This window comes from Methylobacterium nigriterrae (genome assembly GCF_037106235.1).
Taxonomy (GTDB): domain Bacteria; phylum Pseudomonadota; class Alphaproteobacteria; order Rhizobiales; family Beijerinckiaceae; genus Methylobacterium; species Methylobacterium nigriterrae.
Window position 1 is genome coordinate 95,294 of record NZ_JBAWTG010000005.1, and the last position, 21,052, is coordinate 116,345.

At 74.3% G+C, this 21,052-nt stretch carries 25 protein-coding genes; 15 read left to right on the top strand and 10 right to left on the bottom strand.

The genetic code is table 11. The features are described 5' to 3' along the window. Positions 1 to 3 precede the first annotated feature (3 nt). Genes WDW90_RS05405 through cobJ form a run of 3 tightly spaced genes read left to right on the top strand, consistent with a single transcriptional unit; the run spans position 4 to position 2,203 of the window. Positions 4 to 636: a precorrin-8X methylmutase gene (locus tag WDW90_RS05405; RefSeq protein WP_336486285.1), complete on the top strand. Its 633-nt coding sequence runs from the start codon at positions 4 to 6 to the stop codon at positions 634 to 636. Beyond that, entirely contained in the window at positions 636 to 1,430 is a 795-nt protein-coding gene (locus WDW90_RS05410) for a precorrin-2 C(20)-methyltransferase (RefSeq protein WP_431310983.1), read from the top strand. The genes WDW90_RS05405 and WDW90_RS05410 overlap by 1 nt, the downstream gene beginning before the upstream one ends. Beyond that, complete coding sequence (cobJ, locus tag WDW90_RS05415; RefSeq protein WP_336486286.1) at positions 1,427 to 2,203, top strand: precorrin-3B C(17)-methyltransferase; 777 nt, start codon at positions 1,427 to 1,429, stop codon at positions 2,201 to 2,203. Before WDW90_RS05410 ends, cobJ begins: the two co-directional genes overlap by 4 nt. Positions 2,204 to 2,352: 149 nt before the next feature. Here the strand turns inward: cobJ and WDW90_RS05420 are convergent, their stop codons facing one another. After that, positions 2,353 to 3,132, bottom strand: coding sequence for a cobalt-precorrin-6A reductase (locus WDW90_RS05420; protein ID WP_336486287.1), 780 nt, complete (start codon positions 3,130 to 3,132; stop codon positions 2,353 to 2,355). Between WDW90_RS05420 and cbiE the strand changes: the two genes are divergently transcribed. From cbiE to WDW90_RS05440, 4 genes are read left to right on the top strand one after another with little or no spacing between them, the layout of a single operon-like run. After that, complete coding sequence (cbiE, locus tag WDW90_RS05425) at positions 3,131 to 4,369, top strand: precorrin-6y C5,15-methyltransferase (decarboxylating) subunit CbiE (protein WP_336486288.1); 1,239 nt, start codon at positions 3,131 to 3,133, stop codon at positions 4,367 to 4,369. The two genes, WDW90_RS05420 and cbiE, sit on opposite strands and share 2 nt — an antisense overlap. Continuing rightward, a complete protein-coding gene (locus WDW90_RS05430; RefSeq protein WP_336486289.1) occupies positions 4,348 to 4,764 on the top strand; it encodes a cobalamin biosynthesis protein in 417 nt (138 codons plus the stop codon). Before cbiE ends, WDW90_RS05430 begins: the two co-directional genes overlap by 22 nt. Then, positions 4,761 to 5,534, top strand: coding sequence for a precorrin-4 C(11)-methyltransferase (gene cobM / locus WDW90_RS05435; RefSeq protein WP_336486290.1), 774 nt, complete (start codon positions 4,761 to 4,763; stop codon positions 5,532 to 5,534). Before WDW90_RS05430 ends, cobM begins: the two co-directional genes overlap by 4 nt. Next, a complete protein-coding gene (locus tag WDW90_RS05440) occupies positions 5,531 to 6,847 on the top strand; it encodes a cobyrinic acid a,c-diamide synthase CobB (RefSeq protein ID WP_336486292.1) in 1,317 nt (438 codons plus the stop codon). Before cobM ends, WDW90_RS05440 begins: the two co-directional genes overlap by 4 nt. Before the next feature lie 17 nt (positions 6,848 to 6,864). Here the strand turns inward: WDW90_RS05440 and WDW90_RS05445 are convergent, their stop codons facing one another. Beyond that, positions 6,865 to 7,266, bottom strand: a complete 402-nt coding sequence (locus WDW90_RS05445) for a helix-turn-helix domain-containing protein (protein ID WP_336486293.1) — start codon at positions 7,264 to 7,266, stop codon at positions 6,865 to 6,867. A gap of 452 nt (positions 7,267 to 7,718) precedes the next feature. Between WDW90_RS05445 and hmuQ the strand changes: the two genes are divergently transcribed. Together hmuQ and WDW90_RS05455 are read left to right on the top strand one after the other, a co-directional pair. Continuing rightward, positions 7,719 to 8,069 (top strand): heme-degrading protein HmuQ, encoded by a 351-nt coding sequence (hmuQ, locus tag WDW90_RS05450; protein ID WP_336486294.1) that lies wholly within the window; start codon positions 7,719 to 7,721, stop codon positions 8,067 to 8,069. A 400-nt stretch (positions 8,070 to 8,469) separates the two neighbouring features. Continuing rightward, a complete protein-coding gene (locus tag WDW90_RS05455) occupies positions 8,470 to 9,972 on the top strand; it encodes an undecaprenyl-phosphate glucose phosphotransferase (protein ID WP_336486295.1) in 1,503 nt (500 codons plus the stop codon). Between the two features lie 19 nt (positions 9,973 to 9,991). On the opposite strand, the gene WDW90_RS05460 is transcribed toward WDW90_RS05455, so the two are convergent. Next, entirely contained in the window at positions 9,992 to 10,498 is a 507-nt protein-coding gene (locus WDW90_RS05460; RefSeq protein ID WP_336486296.1) for a Fur family transcriptional regulator, read from the bottom strand. Positions 10,499 to 10,759: 261 nt separating this feature from the next. On the opposite strand from WDW90_RS05460, the gene WDW90_RS05465 reads away from it, so the two are divergent. Genes WDW90_RS05465 through WDW90_RS05475 form a run of 3 tightly spaced genes read left to right on the top strand, consistent with a single transcriptional unit; the run spans position 10,760 to position 12,623 of the window. Beyond that, positions 10,760 to 10,909: a hypothetical protein gene (locus WDW90_RS05465; RefSeq protein ID WP_336486297.1), complete on the top strand. Its 150-nt coding sequence runs from the start codon at positions 10,760 to 10,762 to the stop codon at positions 10,907 to 10,909. Next, entirely contained in the window at positions 10,906 to 11,763 is an 858-nt protein-coding gene (locus tag WDW90_RS05470; RefSeq protein ID WP_336486298.1) for a metal ABC transporter ATP-binding protein, read from the top strand. The genes WDW90_RS05465 and WDW90_RS05470 overlap by 4 nt, the downstream gene beginning before the upstream one ends. A gap of 35 nt (positions 11,764 to 11,798) precedes the next feature. Then, positions 11,799 to 12,623: a metal ABC transporter permease gene (locus WDW90_RS05475; RefSeq protein WP_336486375.1), complete on the top strand. Its 825-nt coding sequence runs from the start codon at positions 11,799 to 11,801 to the stop codon at positions 12,621 to 12,623. Between the two features lie 12 nt (positions 12,624 to 12,635). Here WDW90_RS05475 and WDW90_RS05480 read toward each other — a convergent pair whose 3' ends face one another. Continuing rightward, positions 12,636 to 13,202, bottom strand: coding sequence for an exopolysaccharide biosynthesis protein (locus tag WDW90_RS05480; protein ID WP_431310984.1), 567 nt, complete (start codon positions 13,200 to 13,202; stop codon positions 12,636 to 12,638). A 365-nt stretch (positions 13,203 to 13,567) separates the two neighbouring features. Between WDW90_RS05480 and bcsS the strand changes: the two genes are divergently transcribed. Further along, on the top strand, positions 13,568 to 14,323 hold the full coding sequence (gene bcsS, locus WDW90_RS05485; RefSeq protein ID WP_336486301.1) for a cellulose biosynthesis protein BcsS: 756 nt from the start codon (positions 13,568 to 13,570) through the stop codon (positions 14,321 to 14,323). A 227-nt stretch (positions 14,324 to 14,550) separates the two neighbouring features. Here the strand turns inward: bcsS and WDW90_RS05490 are convergent, their stop codons facing one another. Together WDW90_RS05490 and WDW90_RS05495 are read right to left on the bottom strand one after the other, a co-directional pair. Continuing rightward, on the bottom strand, positions 14,551 to 16,158 hold the full coding sequence (locus WDW90_RS05490; RefSeq protein ID WP_336486302.1) for a cryptochrome/photolyase family protein: 1,608 nt from the start codon (positions 16,156 to 16,158) through the stop codon (positions 14,551 to 14,553). A gap of 5 nt (positions 16,159 to 16,163) precedes the next feature. After that, the gene (locus tag WDW90_RS05495; protein ID WP_336486303.1) at positions 16,164 to 16,898 is read right to left on the bottom strand and encodes an SDR family NAD(P)-dependent oxidoreductase; all 735 of its coding nucleotides are present in this window, start codon (positions 16,896 to 16,898) and stop codon (positions 16,164 to 16,166) included. A 132-nt stretch (positions 16,899 to 17,030) separates the two neighbouring features. Here WDW90_RS05495 and WDW90_RS05500 point away from each other — a divergent pair, with 132 nt between their 5' ends. Together WDW90_RS05500 and WDW90_RS05505 are read left to right on the top strand one after the other, a co-directional pair. Next, positions 17,031 to 17,897 (top strand): methionyl-tRNA formyltransferase, encoded by an 867-nt coding sequence (locus WDW90_RS05500; RefSeq protein ID WP_336486304.1) that lies wholly within the window; start codon positions 17,031 to 17,033, stop codon positions 17,895 to 17,897. A gap of 16 nt (positions 17,898 to 17,913) precedes the next feature. After that, complete coding sequence (locus WDW90_RS05505; protein ID WP_336486305.1) at positions 17,914 to 18,072, top strand: DUF2256 domain-containing protein; 159 nt, start codon at positions 17,914 to 17,916, stop codon at positions 18,070 to 18,072. Positions 18,073 to 18,308: 236 nt separating this feature from the next. Here WDW90_RS05505 and WDW90_RS05510 read toward each other — a convergent pair whose 3' ends face one another. The 4 genes from WDW90_RS05510 to WDW90_RS05525 are packed head-to-tail and all read right to left on the bottom strand — an operon-like array spanning position 18,309 to position 21,028. Continuing rightward, positions 18,309 to 18,980, bottom strand: coding sequence for a nucleotidyltransferase family protein (locus tag WDW90_RS05510; RefSeq protein WP_336486306.1), 672 nt, complete (start codon positions 18,978 to 18,980; stop codon positions 18,309 to 18,311). Then, on the bottom strand, positions 18,973 to 20,004 hold the full coding sequence (locus tag WDW90_RS05515) for a molybdopterin-binding protein (protein ID WP_336486307.1): 1,032 nt from the start codon (positions 20,002 to 20,004) through the stop codon (positions 18,973 to 18,975). The genes WDW90_RS05510 and WDW90_RS05515 overlap by 8 nt, the downstream gene beginning before the upstream one ends. Then, positions 20,001 to 20,702, bottom strand: coding sequence for an XdhC family protein (locus tag WDW90_RS05520; RefSeq protein WP_336486308.1), 702 nt, complete (start codon positions 20,700 to 20,702; stop codon positions 20,001 to 20,003). Before WDW90_RS05520 ends, WDW90_RS05515 begins: the two co-directional genes overlap by 4 nt. Before the next feature lie 2 nt (positions 20,703 to 20,704). Continuing rightward, positions 20,705 to 21,028 carry an XdhC family protein gene (locus WDW90_RS05525; protein ID WP_336486309.1) on the bottom strand — a complete coding sequence of 108 codons (324 nt, stop codon included), beginning with the start codon at positions 21,026 to 21,028 and terminating at the stop codon, positions 20,705 to 20,707. Between the last annotated feature and the right edge of the window lie 24 nt (positions 21,029 to 21,052).

Sequence of the window (21,052 nt, forward strand, 5' to 3'; positions counted from 1 at the left end):
CCCATGAGTTCGCGCCTCGACTACCTGCGCGATGGGCAAGCCATCTACGCCCGTTCCTTCGCGATGATCCGCGCCGAGGCCGACCTTGCCCGCTTCCGGGGCGCGGCCGAGCGCGTCGTGGTGCGGATGATCCACGCCTGCGGCATGACCGACCTGCCCCGCGACGTCGAGGTGTCGGAGGGTTTCGCCGAGGCCGGCGAGGCGGCGCTCAAGGCCGGCGCGCCGATCCTGTGCGACGTGCGCATGGTGGCCGACGGCGTCACCCGGGCGCGGCTGCCCGCGAAGAACGACGTGATCTGCACGCTCGCCGACCCGCGCGTGCCGGGGCTCGCCGCCGAGATGGGCACCACGCGATCCGCCGCCGCGATGGAATTGTGGCGCGCGCACCTGCCGGGCAGCGTCGTCGCGGTCGGCAACGCGCCGACCGCCCTGTTCCGCCTGCTCGAGATGCTCGACGATGGGATCGGCCCGCCGGCCGCCGTGATCGGCATCCCGGTCGGCTTCGTGGGCGCGGCGGAATCCAAGGAGGCGCTGGCGCGGGACGGCCGGGTGCCGTTCTGCGTGGTGCACGGGCGGCGCGGCGGCAGCGCCATGGCGGCGGCGGCCGTCAACGCGCTCGCCAGCGAGGCCGAGTGATGGAAGCGGGCGAGCGCATGCGCGCGCAGGCCACGCGGGAGACGGCGCCGGAGTCGCCCGCGCGCGCCGTGACCGGCACCCTCTTCGGCGTCGGCATGGGGCCGGGCGACCCGGACTACCTGACGGTGCGGGCGATGCGCGTGCTGGAGCGCGCGCCCGTCCTCGTCCATTTCTGCAAGAAGGGCCGGCGCGGCAACGCCCGCACCATCGCCGACGCGGTCCTGCGCGACCCGGCGCGCGAGTTCCCGCTGGTCTATCCCTACACGACCGAGCTGCCGCCGGACGACGCCGACTACGTCTCGGCGCTGGCGGGCTTCTACGACGACGCGGCGGGGCGGCTGGCCGACCATCTCGGGGCGGGCCGCGACGTGGCGATCCTGTCCGAGGGCGACCCGTTCTTCTACGGCTCCTTCATGCATCTCTGGCGCCGCCTCAAGGACCGCTTCCCCGTGGAGGTGGTGCCGGGCGTAACCGGCATGTCGGGCTGCTGGACCCGCGCCGGCACGCCGATCACCTGGGGCGACGACGTGCTCACCGTGCTGCCGGCGACCCTGCCGGCGGCGGCGCTCGCCGAGCGGCTGCGCGGCACGGATGCGGCCGTGATCATGAAGCTCGGGCGGCACCTGCCGAAGGTGCGCGGCTGCCTCGCCGAGACGGGGCTCCTCGCGCGGGCGGTCTATGTCGAGCGCGGCACCATGGCGGGCGAGCGCGTGGTGGCGCTCGCCGACAAGCCGGACGACGAGGCCCCCTATTTCTCGATGGTGCTGGTGCCGGGCGAGGGGCGGCGGCCGTGAGCGGCGGGACCGGCGGGAGCCTCGCGATCATCGGGCTCGGCCCCGGCGACCAGCGCCTGCTCACGGGCGCGGCGCGGGCCGCCCTCGACGGCGCCGAGGACCTGATCGGCTATCACCCTTACGTCGCCCGCGTGCCCGAGCGGCCGGGCCTGCGCCGGCACGCGAGCGACAACCGCGTCGAGGTGGACCGCGCCCGCCACGCGCTCGCGCTCGCGGCCTCGGGCCGGCGCGTCGCGGTCGTCTCGGGCGGCGATCCCGGCGTCTTCGCCATGGCCGCGGCGGTGTTCGAGGCGGTCGAGCACGGCGATCCGGCCTGGCGGCACCTCGACATCACGGTCGAGCCCGGCATCACCGCCATGCTGGCGGCGGCCGCCCGCCTCGGTGCGCCGCTCGGGGCCGATTTCTGCGCGCTCTCGCTCTCCGACAACCTGAAGCCCTGGGACGTGATCACGGCCCGCCTCGAGGCGGTGCTGCGGGCCGATTTCGTGGTGGCGCTCTACAACCCGATCTCCGCGGCCCGCCCCTGGCAGCTCGGCGCGGCGCTCGCCCTCGCGGCCGGGATCCGTGCCCCCGGCACGCCCGTGATGCTGGCGCGCGCCGTGACGCGCCCCGACGAGGCGATCCGGGTGACGACGCTGGCGGAGGCCCGCGACGCGCCCGCCGACATGGCGACGCTGGTGATCATCGGCGCCTCCGGCACCCGCCTGATCCCGCGGGGCGGATCCGAGCGGCCCTTCGTCTACACGCCGCGCAGCGTGGCGGCACCGGCGTGACGGCGGGGGGCACCTCCCCGGCGCCGGCGGCCGCCGACGGCCCGACGGTTATCGGATCGGGTGCAGCCCACCTCTCCCGTGCGGGAGAGGTCGAGTCCGCGTCAGCGGACCGGATGAGGGGTGCGACGCATCCGGAGAGGTCGCCCCCCTCACCCCGACCCTCTCCCGCACGGGAGAGGGGGCGCCTCGCGCGTCCGGAGGGCCAGCACCCATGCCAGCGCCGCCGCCGAATCCGCCACCTCCGGCACGGCGGGCTTGTCGGGCCGGCGCACCATCACGACGGGCAGCCCGAGTCCTCGGGCCGCCTGGATCTTGCCGTAGGTGTCGGGCCCGCCCGAGTTCTTGCTGACGAGCACCTCGATGCCGGCGCTTGCGAGGAGGGCCGCCTCGCTCGCGGCGTCGAAGGGGCCGCGCGCCTCGATCGCGCTGAGGCGCGGCAGGCTGAGCGCGCCGGCGATCGGCTCGATGGTGCGCACCACGTAATCGTGCTGGGGAGCGGCCGCGAAGGCGGCGAGCTCCTGGCGGCCGATCGTCAGGAAGACGCGCCGCGGGGCGGGCCCGAGGGCGGCCGGGCAATCGGCGACGGCATCGACCTCGGTCCAGGCATCCCCGGGCTCGCGGCTCCATGCGGGGCGGCGGACGGCGAGGATCGGCACGCGGGCCTGCCCGCTCGCGAGCGCCGCGTTGCGGGAGATGCGGGCCGCGAAGGGATGCGTCGCGTCGATCAGGAGGTCGATCTTCTGCGCACCGAGATGGGCGGCGAGGCCCTGCGCCCCGCCGAAGCCGCCGATGCGGGTGCGCACGGCTTGCGCCCCCGGCGCGGCGGTGCGGCCGGCGAGCGAGAGCGTGACGTCGAGGCCGGCCCGGCCGGCGAGGCCCCGCGCGAGGGCGCTCGCCTCGCTTGTGCCGCCGAGGATCAGGATGCGCATGGCCGCCTTGTCCACGAGCGCTGAACCCCTGTCGAGGCCCTGGCTCGCCATCGTGGGGATCGGCGAGGACGGCCGCGCCGGCCTCTCGCCCGCGGCCTCCGCGGCGCTCGATTCCGCGCGCGTGGTCTGGGGCGGGCGCCGCCACCTCGCGCTCGTCGCCCCCCTCGCCGCCGAGGCGCGGCCCTGGCCGAGCCCGATCGGCGAGGCCTATCCGGAGATCCTGGCGCGGCGGGGCGAGCCGACCTGCATCCTCGCCACCGGCGACCCGTTCCATTACGGGATCGGGGCCGAGATCGCCCGCCTCGTCCCGGCGGAGGAGATCCGGGCCTTCCCGCAGCCCTCCGCCTTCAGCCTCGCCTGCGCCCGCCTCGGCTGGCCGCTCGCCGAGTGCGCCTGCCTGACGCTGCACGGGCGCGCGCTCGCCCGGATCGTGCCCCACCTGCAGCCGGGCGCGCGCCTGCTCGTCCTGTCCTGGGACGAGACCACCCCCGGCGCGGTGGCGTCGCTGATGGCGGCGCGCGGCCTCGGGCGCTCGCGCCTCACCGTGCTCGAGGCGATGGGCGGCCCGCGCGAGCGGGTGCGCCGCGCCGAGGCGGCCGGCTTCGCGCTCGCGGGGATCGCGGCCCTCAACACGCTGGCCGTCGAGGTGAGCGCCGATCCGGGCGCCCGCATCGTCCCGCTGGCGCCGGGCCTCGACGACGCCCTCTTCGAGAATGACGGGCAGCTCACCAAGGCCGAGATCCGGGCGGTGACGCTCGCCGCGCTCGCCCCCCGCCTCGGGCAGCGGCTGTGGGACATCGGCGGCGGCGCGGGCTCGGTCTCGATCGAGTGGATGCTGCGCCACCCCGCCATGCGGGCGGTCGCGATCGAGGCGCGGCCGGAGCGTGCCGCGCGCATCCGGCGGAACGCCGAATCGCTCGGCGTGCCGGATCTCGCCGTGGTGGAGGGCAGCGCCCCCGCGGCGCTCGCGGGCCTGCCCGCGCCGGACGCGGTCTTCGTCGGCGGCGGCGTCTCGGAGCCGGGGCTGATCGCGGCCGCGGCCGCGGCGCTGCCGCCGGGCGGCCGGCTCGTCGCGAACGCCGTGACGCTCGAGGGCGAGGCGGCGCTGCTCGCGGCCTTCGCGAGCCAGGGCGGCGCGCTGCGCCGCCTCTCGCTCGCCCGCGCAGACCCGGTCGGCGGGCTGCACGGCTGGCGGGCCGCGATGCCGGTGACGCAATGGGTCTGGACGAAGCCGTGAGCGCGCCCGTCCCGAGCCCCGTGGCGGGAATCGGCTTCCGCCGCGGCACCGAGGCCGCCGAGATCGTCGCGCTGGTGCGCCGCGCGCTGCGCGAGGCCCGCGCGGACGGTCTCTCCGCCCTCGCCACCGCGGCCGACCGGGCGGACGAGCCCGCTTTGCGTGAGGCCGCCGCCGCCTTCGGGCTCGCTCCCCTGCCGCTTGCTCCCGAGGCGCTCGCCGCCGCAGATGCCGACGTGCCGACGCGCTCGGCCCGGGTCGAGCGCCTGCGCGGAATCGGCTCTCTCGCCGAGGCGGCGGCCCTCGCGGCGGCCGGCGCGGGCGCCCGCCTCATCCTGCCCCGCATCGCCAGCGCGGGCGCCACCTGCGCCCTCGCGGCCCCTGGACCGAGAGCATGACCATCCACTTCATCGGCGCCGGCCCGGGCGCTGCCGACCTGATCACGGTGCGGGGGCGCGACCTGATCGCGTCCTGCCCGGTCTGCCTCTACGCCGGCTCCCTCGTCGCGCCCGAGATCCTGCGCTGGTGCCCCGAGGGCGCCCGCATCGTCGACACCGCCCCCCTCGACCTCGACGCGATCGTGGCCGAGTGCCAGGCCGCCCAGGCGCGCGGGCAGGACGTCGCCCGGCTGCATTCGGGCGACCTCTCGGTCTGGAGCGCGCTCGCCGAGCAGACGCGCCGGCTCGACGCGCTCGGCATCCCCTACACGGTGACGCCCGGCGTGCCCGCCTTCGCGGCCGCCGCCGCTCTGCTCCGGCGCGAGCTGACCGTGCCGGGGCTCGCCCAGTCGGTCGTGCTCACCCGCACCTCGGGGCGGGCCAGCGCCATGCCCGAGCGCGAGACGCTCGCGGCCTTCGCGGCGACCGGCGCGACGCTCGCCGTGCATCTCTCGATCCACGTCGCCGAGCGCGTCGCGGCGGAGCTGACGCCCCATTACGGGCCGGACTGCCCCGTCGCGGTCGTGTTCCGGGCGACCTGGCCGGACGAGCGCGTCGTGACCGCGCGCCTCGCCACGCTGGCGCGGGCGGTCGCCGAGGCGGGACTCGAGCGCACCGCGCTGATCCTCGTCGGCCCGGCGCTGGCGCCGGGGGACTTTCGCGAGAGCGCGCTCTACGCGGCCGATTACGACCGGCGCTTCCGGCCGACCGGCGCGGGGCGCGCGCCGTGAACCCGCCTGGCCTCCTCGTCGCGGCGCCGCGGTCGAGCTCGGGCAAGACCACGGTGACGCTCGCGCTGATGCGGGCGCTGAGCCGGCGCGGGCTCGCGGTCGGCTGCGCCAAGTGCGGGCCGGACTATATCGACCCCGCCTTCCATCAGGCGGCCACGGGCCGCCCGAGCGTCAACCTCGACAGCTTCGCGATGCCCGATCCCCTTCTCGACGCGGTGGCGGGGCTCGCCGTGCGGGGAGCCGACCTCGTCGTGGCCGAGGGCTCGATGGGGCTTTTCGACGGGATCGTGGCGGGCGAGGGCCGCACGGGCGCGAACGCGGACATCGCGGCCCGCTACGGCTGGCCCGTCCTCCTCGTGCTCGACGTGTCGGGGGCGGCGCAGTCGGCCGCCGCGATGGCCCTCGGCTGCGCGCGCTTCGACCCCCGCATCCGCCTCGCCGGAATCGTGCTCAACAAGGTCGCGAGCGCCCGCCACCGCCGCCTCGTCGAGGCCGGCCTCGCGCGCGTCGGGATCCCGGTGCTCGGCGCCCTGATGCGGGACGCGAGCCTCGTCCTGCCCGAGCGCCATCTCGGCCTCGTCCAGGCGCGGGAGACCGCGGATCTCGCCGCGCGCCTCGACCGGCTCGCCGATCTCGCCGAATCCGGGCTCGACCTCGACGCCATCCTGGCCCATGCGGGCGGCGACGGGCCGGCGGCGGGCGCGGGCCCCCTGCCCCGCCCGCCGGGCCAGCGGATCGCGGTGGCGAGCGACGCGGCCTTCTCGTTCCTCTATCCCCACATGGCGGCGGGCTGGCGGGCGGCGGGCGCCGAGATCGTGCCGTTCTCGCCGCTCGCCGACGCGCCGCCGCCGCAGGATTGCGACGCCTGCTGGCTGCCCGGCGGCTACCCGGAGCTCCATGCCGGCACGATCGCGGGTGCGCGCCGCTTCCTCGAGGGATTGCGCACCTTCGCGCGGACCCGGCCGGTCCACGGCGAGTGCGGCGGCTACATGGTGCTGGGGCGAAGCCTGGAGGACGCGGCCGGCACCACCCACGCGATGGCCGGGCTCCTGCCGGTGGCGACCTCATACCGCAGCCGCAAGTTGCATCTCGGATACCGGGTCGCGACGCTCGCGGCGGATTGCGTGCTCGGGCCGGCCGGGGGCCGCCTCGTCGGGCACGAGTTCCACTACGCCAGCGAGCTGACCGGCCCGCCCGGGGCCGCGGAGGCGCTCGCCCGGGTCACCGATGCCGAGGGCGTGCCACTGGGGCTTGCCGGGCACCGGAGGGGGCAGGTGACGGGGAGCTTCTTCCACCTCATCGCGGGCCGCTGACGCCGCCCGTCGCTGGCTCACGCCTCGGCGGACGTGACCGGGCTCTGGCCGAGGCGGGAGGCGGTGCGGACGATGGCGAGCACGTCCCGGCGCAGCTGGTCGTCCTGGATCGCCACGTAGGCCCGCAGCAGCTCGATGGCGCCGTGGGCGCTGAGGAACCCGAACACGTCCTCCTGGCCCTTGGAGCTCGAATCGCCTTCCTCGAAGAAGGCCGACACGGGCACTTCGAGCAGGCGCGCGATCTCGCGCAGGCGGCCGGCGCCGACGCGGTTCTGCCCCTTCTCGTACTTCTGGACCTGCTGGAAGGTCACGCCGACCGCGGTGCCGAGCGCCGTCTGGCTCATGCCGCGTGCCTTGCGCAAAGCGGTGATCCGGAGGCCGACGAGCCGGTCGACGTCGGTGGTCTGCTTAGGCATCATGATTCAACGCGGTCCTTCTCCAAGTTTGCCCACCCCGCCATCGGACCATCGGCAGGACGCGCATCAGTCCGGAAGACATGATCCGAAACCCGGACGTTCGGCCTCATCTGATCTAGCATTCCGAAGATCGCGAAATCAGACTGTCGCCCACGGATGAACCGAAGAATTGATCACGGGCATGTGATCGAGACCTTCGGGCGGCCGGCCCCTGAACCGTTGCCTCAGCAACAACTTGATCACGAACCGATTAACAAATGCAAGCCTGACGCGGCTCTATCCGACTGAATCCATGGACAATAAGTGCTGAGTGCCCAGGAGATCGGATCGTGATCGCGGGTGCAAGCCCCGGCTGCCCGGGCGGCCGCGGCGCCGGGCGGTGTTTCGCCGGCCCCGCATCCTGGACTACTCTGCCGGCCATCCGTCCCGATACCGGCACGTCAGGAGACAGCTTCATGTTCATTGCCATGAATCGGTTCAAGGTGGTCAAAGACGCGACCGACGACTTCGAGCAAGTTTGGCTCAGCCGCGACAGCCACCTCGGCGAGATGGCAGGATTCGTCGAGTTCCATCTGCTGCGCGGGCCCGAGCACGAGGACCACGTCCTCTACGCCTCGCACACGATCTGGCGCTCGCGGGGCGATTTCGAGGCCTGGACCCGCTCGGAGCAGTTCCGCAAGGTCCACGGCCGGGCTCCGTCGACGAGGCCGCTCTATCTCGGGCATCCGCAATTCGAGGGTTTCGAGACGGTCCAGACCGTGGCGCGACCGGCGGCGGGCGCCGACGAGGCCGACGCGGCGGCCTGAGCCCGCGCCTGGCGCCGAGCGGCGTGTGCAGTGGCCGCACCGCCTGCGAATCAGCCGGTGACGGCCGAGCGACCCCGCCTCTCCCGTGCGGGAGAGGCCGAGTCCGCGTCAGCGGACCGGGTGAGGGGTTCGCCGAATCCGGAGAGGTCGCACCCCTCACCCTGTCCCTCTCCCGCACGGGAGAGGGGACCCGCGCCCGGACGATCAACGCGTTCAGGCCCGGCCCCCGCGTCGGCGTGCGAGCCGCCGAGCCCGCGCGGGAGAGCGGACGCGCGGCGCGCTGTGGATCGAGACGGGTCCCGGGGCCCGACGCTTGCTCGAAGGTCTTGGAAAGCCGAGGCTGAGCGAGCGATTGTTTCAGTCTGGGACAATATCCGGTTCACGACGGAACATGCGCCCGATGTTTCACGATCGTCTTCCCGACACTTACCAGAAGCTGCCGGGATCCGCGGGGCGCCGGAACGTCTGGGCGGCGCTGCTGCCGCGGCGGAGCCGCGACCTGTTCCGCCTCGGCATCTCGGCCTGCGTCGCCCTGGCCGACCTCGTCACGATCTGCGCCCTCGGCCTCCTGATCGAGGTCACCTACTACGCCGCCCTCACGGGCGCGCCGATGCCGATGGCGGAGAGCCGGAGCCTGCGCATCGCCGGGCTCGTCGCCCTGCTGGTCGTGCTGACGAACCTCGTGCGCGAGGAGTACAGCATCGAGAACGCGCTGTCGCGAAGGCCCCACCTGCGCCGCGCCGCCAGCGTCTGGCTCGGGGCCTGGGCCGCCCTGCTGGCGCTGGGCTTCGCCACCAAGACCACGACGGACTTCTCGCGCGTCGTCGCCGTGGGCCTGTTCGTGGCCGGCCTGCCCACCATGCTGGCGGTGCGCGCCGCCATGGTGGCGCTGGTGCGCCGGGGCGTCACCCCGGCCTCGGCCTCGGTGAGCCGCATCCATCTCGTCGGCTACGAGGAGGACATCGCGCGCTTCTACGCCACGCACGACGCCGAGGCGCTCGGCCTGCGGGTGATCGGCACGAGCTACCTGCGCCGGGTCGACGCGTCGGCGGACGCGCCCGCCCGCCAGGCGCAGATCGCCGAGGACCTCGACCTCGCGGTCTCGGTGGTCCGCTTCCTGCGCCCGGACGACGTCTTCATCCTGGTGCCCTGGGCCGAGACCGAGGACGTCGAGCGCTGCATCGACGCCTTCCTGCGGGTGCCCGCCGCGCTGCACCTCCGGCCGGGCTCGGTGCTCGACCGCTTCCCCGACATGCAGGTCGCCCGCGTGGGCCGCCTCTCCGGCATCAATATCGGCCGGCGCCCGCTCAACCTCGGCGAGGTGCTGATCAAGCGCGCCTTCGACCTCACGGTCGCGCTCGCCGCCCTCGTTCTGCTCGCGCCCCTGATGGCGGCGGTGGCTCTGCTGATCAAGCTCGACAGCCCCGGCCCGGTCTTCTTCCGGCAGCGCCGCTACGGCTTCAACCAGCAGCCCTTCGGGGTCTTCAAGTTCCGCAGCATGCGGGTGGAGGAGAACGCGGCCTTCCGGCAGGCGACGCGCAACGATTCGCGCATCACCCGGGTCGGGGCGATGCTGCGCCGCTCGAACATCGACGAGCTGCCGCAGCTCATCAACGTGGTGCTCGGCGAGATGTCGCTGGTCGGGCCCCGGCCCCACGCGCTCGCGCACGACCGCAGCTTCGAGCGGCGGATCGCGCTCTACGCCCGCCGCCACAACGTGCGTCCCGGCATCACCGGCTGGGCGCAGGTGAACGGCCTGCGCGGCGAGACGCTCACCGACCTCGACATGCAGCGGCGCGTCGCCCACGACCTGCACTACATCGACAACTGGTCGATCTGGTTCGACATCCGGATCATCGTCCAGACGCTGATCTCGCCCCGTGCCTACCGGAACGCGGTCTGATCCCGGCCGCGCGCCCGGCTCAGATCCCCTCGCCGGCGGCCCCGCGCCGCAGGCAGGCGCCGCACTCGCCCTCGACCTCGAGGATACGGCTGACCGGGCGGAATCCGGCCCGGGCGAGCGTGCGGCCGAGCTCGTCCTCGACCGCGGGCGCCGTCGTCTCGTCGATGCCGCCGCAGCTGCGGCAGATCAGGAAGACGAGGCCGGCCCCCTCGCCGTGCGGGTGCCCGCAGGAGACGAAGGCGTTGCGGCTGGCGATGCGGTGGACGAGGCCGTGCTCGGTGAGGAAGTCGAGGGCGCGGTAGACCGAGACCGCGGCGACGCGCCTCCCCTCCCCGCTCAGGCGCTCTGCGATGTCGTAGGCGCCGAGCGGCCGGCCTGCGGCCGCGACGGCGCGCAGCACCTCGCGGCGCAGGCGGGTGAATTGCAGGTCGCGCTCGCCGCAGAGACGCTCGGCGCGCGCCAGCACGTCCTCGGCGCCCGCGCCGCAGCCATTCGCGTGGAGGTGGGTGCCCGCGTGCTCGTGCATTCCATCCCTCGAGGCGTCGGCCCCGCGAGGCTTACGGCTCGGCAATGTTCGATCCCCGCAATGCGCGATCCCGGATTGAAAGATGCGGGTGTTACAGTGTATCAGCCGGCACTATAGGGCGGCGCCAGCGTCCGGGCAAATCGGTCCGGCCTCGAGGCGCGATCGACGCTCTCGCGATCCGGCCACGGCGGAGGGGCGGCGCGCCCTCCAGATCCGGCCCCAGATCCCGCCCCCAGATCCTGCCTCAGAATCAGTCCCGACGTGACCGCACCCGACCGGACCAACCGCCCGCCAGATGGCTCGCTCCCCCGCGCCTCGCTGTTCCGCGCCGGGCTCGGGCTGCGCTGCGCCTGCGCGGGGGCGCTCTCCGCCCTGCTCTGGCTCGCGATCCTCCGGGTGACGGGATCATGACGCGCGCGCCCCTGACGGCTGGCGGGATCGCCCTGCGCGGGCTGACCCTCGGCTACGACCGGCACCCGGCCGTGCACCACCTCGACGGCGCCATCCCGGCCGGCGACCTCCTCGCCCTGGTGGGGCCCAACGGGGCCGGCAAGTCGACGCTCCTCAAGGGGATCGTCGGCGAGGTCCCCTGCCTCGACGGCCGGATCGAGCGCGACGGCGCCCGCGACCCGATCGCCTACCTGCCGCAGGCCGACGAGATCGACCGCAGCTTCCCGCTGAGCGTCCTCGACCTCGCCAGCATGGGCCTGTGGCGCCGGCTCGGCCCCTGGCGCAGCCTCGCGCCCCGCCGCGGCGCGGTCCTGAAGGCCCTCGGCACGGTCGGCCTCACGGGATTCGAGGACCGGCCGATCGGCACCCTGTCGGGGGGGCAGTTCCGGCGCGCCCTGTTCGCCCGGCTGATCCTGCAGGACGCCCGCATCATCCTGCTCGACGAGCCCTTCACGGGCGTCGACGCCCGCACCACCGCGGACCTGATCGCCCTGATCCGGGGCTGGCACGCGGAGGGGCGCACCATCGTGGCGGCGCTGCACGACCTCGCGCAGGTACGCGCGCACTTCCCCACGACGCTGCTGCTCGCCCGCGAGCCCGTGGCCTGGGGGCCGACGCCCGCCGTGCTGACCCCCGCCAACCTCGCCCGCGCGGCCCGGATCTCCGAGGCCTGGGACGAGAACGCGGCGATCTGCGCCCGCGACCATGCGGGGCCTGCCCGCGCGCACGAGCACGGACACGATCATCCGCACGCGCACCATGACCACGGCCACGGCGCGCAGCCGTCCGCGCACCGGCACGGGGACGCGGCGTGACCGACCTCCTCGCCCCCTTCGTCGAGTTCGGCTTCATGCGCCGGGCGCTGGTCGGCTGCCTCGCGCTGTCGCTGTCGGCCCCGCCCATCGGGGTCTTCCTGATGCTGCGGCGGATGAGCCTGATGAGCGAGGCGATGAGCCACGCCATCCTGCCGGGCGCCGCGGCGGGCTTCCTGGTGGCGGGCCTGTCGCTGCCGGCCATGACCCTCGGAGGGCTCGCGGCGGGCCTCGCGGTGGCGCTGGCGGCCGGGCTCGTCACCCGCTCGACGGTCATCCGGGAGGATGCGAGCCTCGCCGCCTTCTACCTGATCTCGCTGGCGGCCGGCGTCCTCCTCGTGTCCCTGCGCGGCTCGCAGATCGACCTCCTGCACATCCTGTTCGGCACGGTGCTGGCCCTCGACGATTCCGCCCTGTGGCTGCTCGGCGGCATCGCCACCGTGACGCTGTTCGCGCTCGCGCTCCTGTACCGGCCCCTCGTGATGGAATGCGTCGACCCGCTCTTCCTGCGCACGGTGAGCCGGGCGGGCGGGCCGGTGCATTTCGGCTTCCTCGGCCTCGTGGTGATGAACCTCGTGGGCGGCTTCCAGGCGCTCGGCACGCTGCTCGCCGTCGGCCTGATGCTCCTGCCCGCCATCACGGCCCGGTTCTGGGCGCGCGACCTCAGCGGGCTGATCCCGGCCTCGATGCTGGTCTCGGTCCTGGCGAGCCTCGCGGGCCTCAGCCTGTCCTACCACGCCGACCTGCCGACGGGACCGGCCGTCGTGCTCTCGGCGGGCGCGCTCTACATCGCCTCGATGCTGCTCGGCCCCCGCGGCGGCCTCGTCTACCGGCTCGTGAAGCCGCGCCACCTCGAGGCGTGAGGCGAGGGCCGGTCAGAGATTGAACAGGCTCATGATGCCGGCCACGATCGCGTAGACGAAGCCCGCATTCAGCGCGACGCCGAGCGCCCCGATCCCGAGACCGACGAGCACGACGATCCCGTCCCGCTCGACCAGACCCAGGCCCACGAGGCAGACGGCGAGGCCGAGCGGGATCTGGCCGACCACGGGCGCGGCCACGATCAGGGCCATCGCGAGGGTGAGCAGGATCACCCCCATGCCGCGCATGCCGAGCGCCGTCTCGAACACGCTCATGCGCGGGCGCGACCAGCGCTCCAGGCGCCGCAGCACCGGCACGGCCCGGCTCACCGCGCGCTCCACGTCGGCCCGGGCGATGGAGCGGCCGAGCAGCGTCCGGGGCAGCCACGGCGCCGACATGCCGGCCGCGATCTGCACGGCCACGAGCAGCAGCAGCAGGCCGCAGATGAGCGGGATCGGCGGCGGCATCGGCAGGCAGTTCGGCAGCCCGAGCAGCACCACGAGCAGCGCGAAGGCACGGTCGCGCAGAACCGCGACGATGTCGCCGACAGTCAGCCGGTCGCCCTCCTGGCTCGCGAGCACGGTGAGGACGTCGGAAGTTCGTGCACTTGAATACAAGGCTTGCCGCTGGCTGCTGTCCCGGGCCGGGCTCTAGCCGATCTGCCGCCCTGCGCCAAGCACGGCCGGCTCGCGGCGGCGGGCACCGTGCGCCCTGACACATGATCGGTCAGGGCACGGCGAGGCACCAGGCCAGAGCATCGTTCAGGTTTCTAAGATCATCGCAGATTTACTTAGAGTAATATACTTGATCATAAAAGGCATCAAAGTCGTCGATGAATAAACAAAACGGCTCAACCTCTCGAAATGCTGGCTGATCTCGACAAATTGACGCGCGTCCCGACTGCCCGACGCTAAGATTAAGCCTAGTCCGATCAGGTTCTCTGCTCGTGGAGACTTCGCCCGCCCGCCCGTCCTGCCGATCCGGCGCCCGCCCGCGCATCGGCGCGGCCGCCCTGATCACGCTCGCGGCCGCGGGCGCGCGAGCCGCGGAGAACGAGGCCGGCCTGCTCCTGTTCGGCAGCCTCGACGCGGGCGCCGCGAGCTTCGCGACGGCCGGCGCGAAGCTCGCCCTCGACCGGCTCGACAGGCCCGGCTTCGTCGCCCTCGCGAGCGTCGGCCTCGGCCGGCGCTTCGAGCGCGCGCTCTGCACCTGCGGCGAGACGGCGCGGGTGGCGAGCCTCGCGCGCCACACGATGCTGGGCGCGGCGGTGGCCGGCTACCAATGGTTCTTCGACCGGGGCGTCGCGGCGGCCTTCGCGGGCCCCGAATTCACCCGGGAAGGGCTCCTCGAGGCGCGCACCCTCCACGTGTTCTCGGCCCGCTACGGCCTGCGCCTGCAGGGCGAGGTCTGGGCCCGGCCGAGCGCGGAGACCCTCGTGACCGGCACCGTCATCCTGGGCACCGCCCGCGGCGACGCCTGGGCGCGCCTCGCCGTCGGGTACGAGCTCTGGGGCGCCTATCTCGGGCCCGAGGTCAGCCTCTACGCGGACGCGACCGGCTACCGGAAATGGAACCTCGGCCTCCACGCCACCGACTTCGCCCTCGGCCGGTTCAACCTCCGGGCGTCCGCCGGTCTGCAGTTCGAGACGCGCGGGCGGGCGTCGAGCCCCTACCTCGCGCTCTCGGCCTGGACGCCGCTGTGACGTCCGCGGTGCGCGCCTCGCGGTTCATGCCGGCGTCGACGCAAGGCTCGACGGTCATCGGATCGGGTGCAGCCCGCCTCTCCCGTACGGGAGAGGCCGAGTCCGCGGCACGCGGACCGGGTGAGGGGTGCGACCTCTCCGGACAGACCTGACCCCTCACCCTGTCCCTCTCCCGCACGGGAGAGGGGACCCGCGCCCGGTCCCGCATCCGTCGAGCCTGCACGGTGTCAGGGGCGCGTCGCGCCTTCAAGGTCCAGGCCGAGCTGCCCGCCGGTCGCGGGGCGATCCGCGCCGAGGCCGTCGAGGAAACGGGCGGCGTCCGCCCGGATCTCGGTCCGGCGCGCCTCGCCCATGCGGGCGAGCGTGCGGTAGGGCATCGCCATGCGGGGGTTGCCGGCGAGGCGCGCCTCGTTCTCGATGAGGAAGTTCCAGTAGAGGTAGTTGAACGGGCAGGCCCGCGCGCCGGCCTTGGCCGTCACGGCGTAGGCGCAGGCGGCGCAGTAATCCGACATGCGGTTGATGTAGGCGCCCGACGCCGCGTAGGGCTTCGAGCCCATCACGCCGCCATCGGCCCACAGCACCATGCCGTGCACGTTGGGCAGCTCGACCCACTCGTAGGCGTCCGCGTAGACGACGAGGTACCATTCCTCGACCTGGGCCGGATCGATCCCGGCGATCAGCGCGAAGTTGCCCGTCACCATCAGGCGCTGGATGTGGTGCGCGTAGGCGTTCGTCCGCGTGTCGCGGATGCACTGGGCGAGGCAGTTCATGTCGGTCTCGCCCGACCAGTAGAACCAGGGCAGGTCGCGCGTGGCCCGGAGCGCGTTCGTGCGCGCGTAGCCGGGCATGCGGGCCCAGTAGAGGCCGCGCACGTATTCGCGCCAGCCGAGGATCTGCCGGATGAAGCCCTCGACGCCGTTGAGCGGCGCCGCGCCCTCCCGGTAGGCGCGCTCGGCCGCCCGGCAGACCTCCTCGGCGGTGAGGAGCCCCGCGTTCAGCGCGGGCGCCAGCAGGGCGTGGTGGAGGAAGGGCGCGCCCGTCTTCATGGCGTCCTGGTAGTCCCCGAATCCCGGCAGGCACTCCGCGACGAAGTGCTTCAGGGCGTCGAGTGCCTGCGCGCGGGTGACCGGCCAGGCGAACCCGTCGAGGTCGCCGAAATGGTCGGGGAAGCGGCGCGCGACGAGGTCGATCACCTCGCGCGTGACCGCGTCCGGCGCGAAGCCGAGGCGCTCCGGCACGGCATGCCCCTTCGGCAGGCGCCTGCGGTTGTCGTGGTCGAAGTTCCAGCGGCCGCCGACCGGCTCGCCGGCCTCCATCAGGAACCCGGTGCGGCGGCGCATGCCGCGGTAGAAGGTCTCCATGCGCAGCGCCCGCCGCTCGCCCGCCCAGGCGGCGAAGTCGGGCAGCGGGCAGAGGAAGCGGTTGTCGGCGCGGATCTCGAGCGCGACGGGCAGATCCTCCCGCCAGGCCAGCATCATCTCGTGGACGCGCCACTCGCCGGGCTCGGTGACGACGACCCGGTCGGGCCGGTGGCGCGCGAGCGCCCGCTCCAGCTCGCCCGTGAAGGAGCCGGTATTGCCGGGCGCGTCGAGGCGCACGTAGTCGACGCTTACCCCCTCCCGCTCCAATTCGAGCGCGAAGTGCCGCATGGCCGCGAACAGGAAGGCGATCTTCTGCTTGTGGTGGCGGACGTAGGTCGCCTCCGCCTCCACCTCGACGATGAGCACGACGTCGCGCTCGGGGTCGAGGTCGGTCAGACTCGAGATGCGGCGGTGGAGCTGGTCGCCGAGCAGGAACCGCAGGGTGCGGGGGGCGCTCCGCCGCGCGGCGCCCATGCCCGTCAGCCCTTGGTGCGCAGCATCGCGCGGCCGCCATCCGCCCCGATGATCTGGCCGGTAATCCAGGCGGCCTCCTCCGAGACGAGGAAGCTCGCGAGCGCCGCGACGTCCTCGGGCGTGCCGAGGCGCTGCAGGGCGTGCATCGCGGCGATCCCCGAGGCCAGGGTCTCGTTGGCCGTGATGGCGGCGGCGAGCGGGGTGCGGGTGAGCGAGGGCGCCACGACGTTGACGCGCACCTGCGGGGCGAGCTCGGCCGCGAGCGACAGGGCGAGCCCCTCGACGGCGCCCTTCGCCATGGCGACCGAGGCGTGGGAGGGGAAGCCCTGCGCAACCGCCACCGTGGAGAACAGGACCACCCCCGCCCCCGCCTCGCCGGCTCCGGCCTTCAGGGCCGGGGCCGCGGCCTGGAGCGCCAGGAAGGCCCCCAGCGCGTTGACGCGGAAATCCGCCTCGATGTCCTCGGCGGTGAGCCGCGCGAAGTGGCGCAGGTTGATCGTGCCGACCGCGTAGACGAGGCCGCCGAGGCTGGCCCCCGCCTCCTTGGCGACCTGGTCGTGGAAGCCGGGCTCGGTGACGTCGCCGGCCGTGATCGTGGTGTCGCCGAGATGGTCGGCCGCCTCCTCGAGCCGCGCCGCGTCGCGGGCGACGAGATGGAGCGGATAGCCGCGGGCCCGCAAGGCCCGCGCCGTCGCGCGCCCGATGCCGCCGGTGCCGCCGTAGATCACAACCCGTTGCATCGCCGCGCCCTTTCCCGTCAGGATCGGTCGATTAGGTAAGGCGCGGGCTGCCATCGTGGAGTCGCGGGCAGTGGCACCCTCCCCGTCCCGATCGTCGCAGCCCTCGGCCGGCCGCCCGGCGTCAGGAGCGTCATGAAATTCGCCTTTGCGGGCATCGACTTCCTCGGCGGCGTGTTCGACGCCCTGATCCAGTCCGGCTGGACCCCGATCAAGCTGTTCACGCGGCCCTGCGACGGGCTCTACGACCACAACGACGTGGTGGTGGCGCAGGCCCGCCAGCGCCGCCTGCCGATGCAGCTCTCGCGGATGCGGCAGGCCGACCTCGATGCACTCCACGCGGCCCACGGCCGGGACTGGGCGCTCGTCGTCTCCGGCTACCCCTGGCTGGTGACGGGCTGGCGCGGGCGCGCGGCCTACGGGCTCAACATCCACCCCTCGCCCCTGCCGACGGGGCGCGGCCCCTACCCGCTGTTCCAGGCCATCCTGCGAGGCTACGAGACCTGGGGCGTCACCGCCCACACGCTGGCCGAGGACGGCTTCGACACCGGCGACATCCTGGCCCAGGACCTGTTCCCCATGAGTCCCCAGGAGACGCACGAGAGCCTGCTCGCCAAGTGCCAGATGGCGGCGCGCCGCCTCGCCGCGGGGCCGATCGCCCGCGAGCTGCCCCAGCGCTGGCGCCGCGCCGAGCCGCAGGGGGACGGCTCCTACTGGCCGCGCGTGAGCGATGCCGACCGCACCCTCGACTTCCGCCAGGAGGTCGAGGCGGTGCTCCGCCGCGTGCGGGCCTTCGGCGCGATCGAGACGATCGCGCGGCTCGGCGACACCCGCGTCTTCGTGGCGGCCGCGGACGGCTGGCGCGAGGCGCACGGCCACACGCCGGGCACGGTGGTGCACCGCTACCGCCGGAGCGTCGCGGTGGCCGCACGCGACGGCTACGTCCTCCTCACCCGCTGGAGCCCGGTGCCGATGACCGAGGCCGCCCAGATCGGGCGCTGAGCCGGGCCTGACGCGAATGGCCCGCATGCGCCGCAAGGCGGACCTGCCGGTGAAGACCTGCGCCCGGTGCGGCAGGCCCTTCGCGTGGCGCAAGAAGTGGGAGCGGGTGTGGGAGGAGGTCCGCTACTGCTCCGACCGCTGCCGGGCGGAGGCGAAGCGGGGGCGGACGGGGTGAGGCATCGTACCGAATCCGTGTGATCCCTTCGGTGTGGGCAAGGGCTCTCAACCCGCGACCTGATCCCACCCTCGACCTCATCCTGAGGCGCCGCGTCAGCGGCCTCGAAGGAGGCCTCCAGGGATCGCGCGGCATCGGGAGCCCTCCTTCGAGGCCTCCGCTGCGCTGCGGCACCTCAGGATGAGGGCGAGGGCGCGACCCCGCACCAGCACCGAAGGGATCGAGCGGACGCCGTATCAGTTCCCTCCGGACGGGCCGCACGCCTCACTCGCTCCGCGTTCCGCGGACTCGACCTCTCCCGCACGGGAGAGGTGATCGGCGCGCCGCAGGGCCGCCGGCGTGTCGATGTCGAGCGCGGTGGCGGCGTCGCCCGCGATCTCCAGCACGTCGGCGCGGCCCGCGAGGATCGGCCCCGCGCCGCGGTCGCCCGCGAGGCAGGCGAGATCGGCTTCGAGGAGGCGCCGGTTGAGCAGGACCGGGTTGCCGCGCCGCCCGCCCCGCACCGGCACCACCGCAGCGGGCGTCGGGTCGGCCGCCCGGAACGCCTCCGCGAGGCGATCGAGATGACGGGCCGTGACCCCCGGCATGTCGCCGAGGAGCACGAGGGCGCCGACGACCGCCTCCGGCAGGGCGGCGAGCCCGGCCCGCAGGGAGGTCGAGAGGCCGGCCCCGTAGTCGGGGTTCTCCACGCAGGCGAGGTCGAGCCCGGCCAGCGCCGCCCGGATCCCCTCCGCATGGGCGCCGAGCACCGCCACGACGGGGCCGACCCGCGCGGCGCAGGCGGCCTCCGCCGCGTGGCGCACGAGGGGCTTGCCGCCGAGATCGGCCAGGAGCTTCGGCGCGGGCCCGAAGCGGGTGCCCCGCCCCGCCGCGAGCAGCACGACCCCGGTCCGCGGCTCCTCAGGCATCCTCGTCCTCCGGCGCGCTCTCGCCGCCGGCCCGCGGCTGGGGCCGCGAGACGATCTCCATGAGGAGCCCGCCGACGCCGAGCGCGACGATGTCGGCGCGGGTCACGGGCAGGCCCGCGAGCAGGCGGTGCAGCACCCAGTCGAAGCCGTTCTCCCTCGGCGAGCGCGCGCAGCCCGGCGCGCCGATCACCGGCACCGTCCCGCGCGCGCCGACGAGGAGCAGGTTGCCGGGATCGACTGGCATGCCGAGATGCTCCACGCGGCCGCCCGCCGCCTCGATCCCCGCCGGGATCACGTCGCGCCGATCGGCGATGGCCGAGGCGCCGAAGATCACCGCGATGTCCGCCCCGTCCGCCTCGATCGCCGCGGCGAGGGCCCGCGCGACGGCCTCGCCCGTGTGCGGCACGCGCCTGTCCGCCACGATCGCGGCGCCGGTCGGGGCGAGGCGCGTCGCGAGGCTGCGCAGGGTCTTGTCGATCGTCGCGTCCTTGAGGCCGGGCAGCAGGGTCGAGACGACGCCGACCCGGCGCAGGCGATAGGGGCTGACGCCGAGCTGTTCCTGATCGGCGGCCCCGCACGCCTCGGCGAGCAGCGCGCCCGGCACCGCGTAGGGAATGATCTTGACCGTCGCCACCATCTCGCCCGCCACCACCGGCTTGAACGGCGGCAGCGTCGCGACCGTGATCGCCTCGTCGACGGCATTGACGGCGTCGATGCCCCTCCGCTCGACCCGCAGGATGCCGGCCTCCGCCGCGTAGAGATTGCAGCGTCCGGTGAAGGGCCGCTCGCTCCTCAGGCCGGGACCGGCGAGCCGCGCGGCGAGGCGCCCCGCGGCCTCGTCCTCGCCGACATCGCCGGGCTCGAGCGTCACGGCGACGAGCTCGCGCACGCCCTCCCCCAGCAGGCCGGCGGCGGTCTCGGGCAGGATCGGCTGGCCCTTGCGCAGGGACACGGCGCCGGCGCGGACGGAATGGGCCGCGATCAGCCCGGCGGCCTCGCGGATCGGGACGGGTCCGAACTTCACGGCGCGGTCCTGATCCGGTCCCGGCGCAGCGTCGCGACGATCTCGGCGAGGATCGAGAGCGCGATCTCGGCCGGGCTGACGGCGCCGATGTCGAGGCCGACCGGCGCGGCGATGCGGCCGATCTCGGCCTCCGTGGAGCCCGCTTCCGTCAGGCGCTCGACGCGCCGCGCGTGGGTCTTCCGCGAGCCCAGCGCCCCGACGTAGAAGCAGCCGGCTCGCAGCGCCGCGATCAGCGCCGGGTCGTCGATCTTGGGGTCGTGGGTGAGGGCCGCGACCGCGCAGTAGCGGTCGAGCGGCGGCACCGGCCCGGCGAGCGCCACGTCCGGCCACTGCGCCACGAGCGGCACGCCGGGGAAGCGCTCCGGCGTCGCGAAGGCGGTGCGCGGATCGATGATCGTGACGGCGAGGTCGAGGGCGGCCGCCATCGGGGCGAGCGCCTGGCTGATGTGGACGGCCCCGATCACCACGAGGCGCACCGGCGGCACCTGCACGGTGAGGAAGAGCTGGCGCCCGTCCGCCTCCACGAGGCCGCTCTTCCCCCTGGCGAGGTAGGACGCCAGCAGGTCGGCCAGCGGATCGGCCGCCATCGCCGCCTCGCGCACCAGGCGCTGGCCGCCATCCGCGACGTCGGTGACCAGGATCGCGGCGCGGCGGGCGGCGCGCTCGGCGTTGAGCTCGGCGAGGGTCTCGGTCCGCATGGTCAGTCGACCCGCTCGAGGAAGATGCGGATACGCCCGCCGCAGGAGAGGCCGACCTGCCAGGCGGTCTCGTCGGCGACGCCGAACGCGATCACGCGCGGGCGCCCGTCCGCGATCACCTCGAGGGCGTCGGTGATCACCGCCCCCTCGACGCAGCCGCCCGAGACCGAGCCCAGGAAATTGCCCGCGTCGTCGACGACGAGGTGGCTGCCGACCGGGCGCGGCGCCGAGCCCCAGGTCTCGATCACGGTGGCGAGCGCCACGGCGCGCCCGTCGCGCCGCCAGCCCTCGGCGGCCGCGAGAATATCGGTCTCGGTGGCGATCATGGCATCGGATCCCGGGCCCGGCCC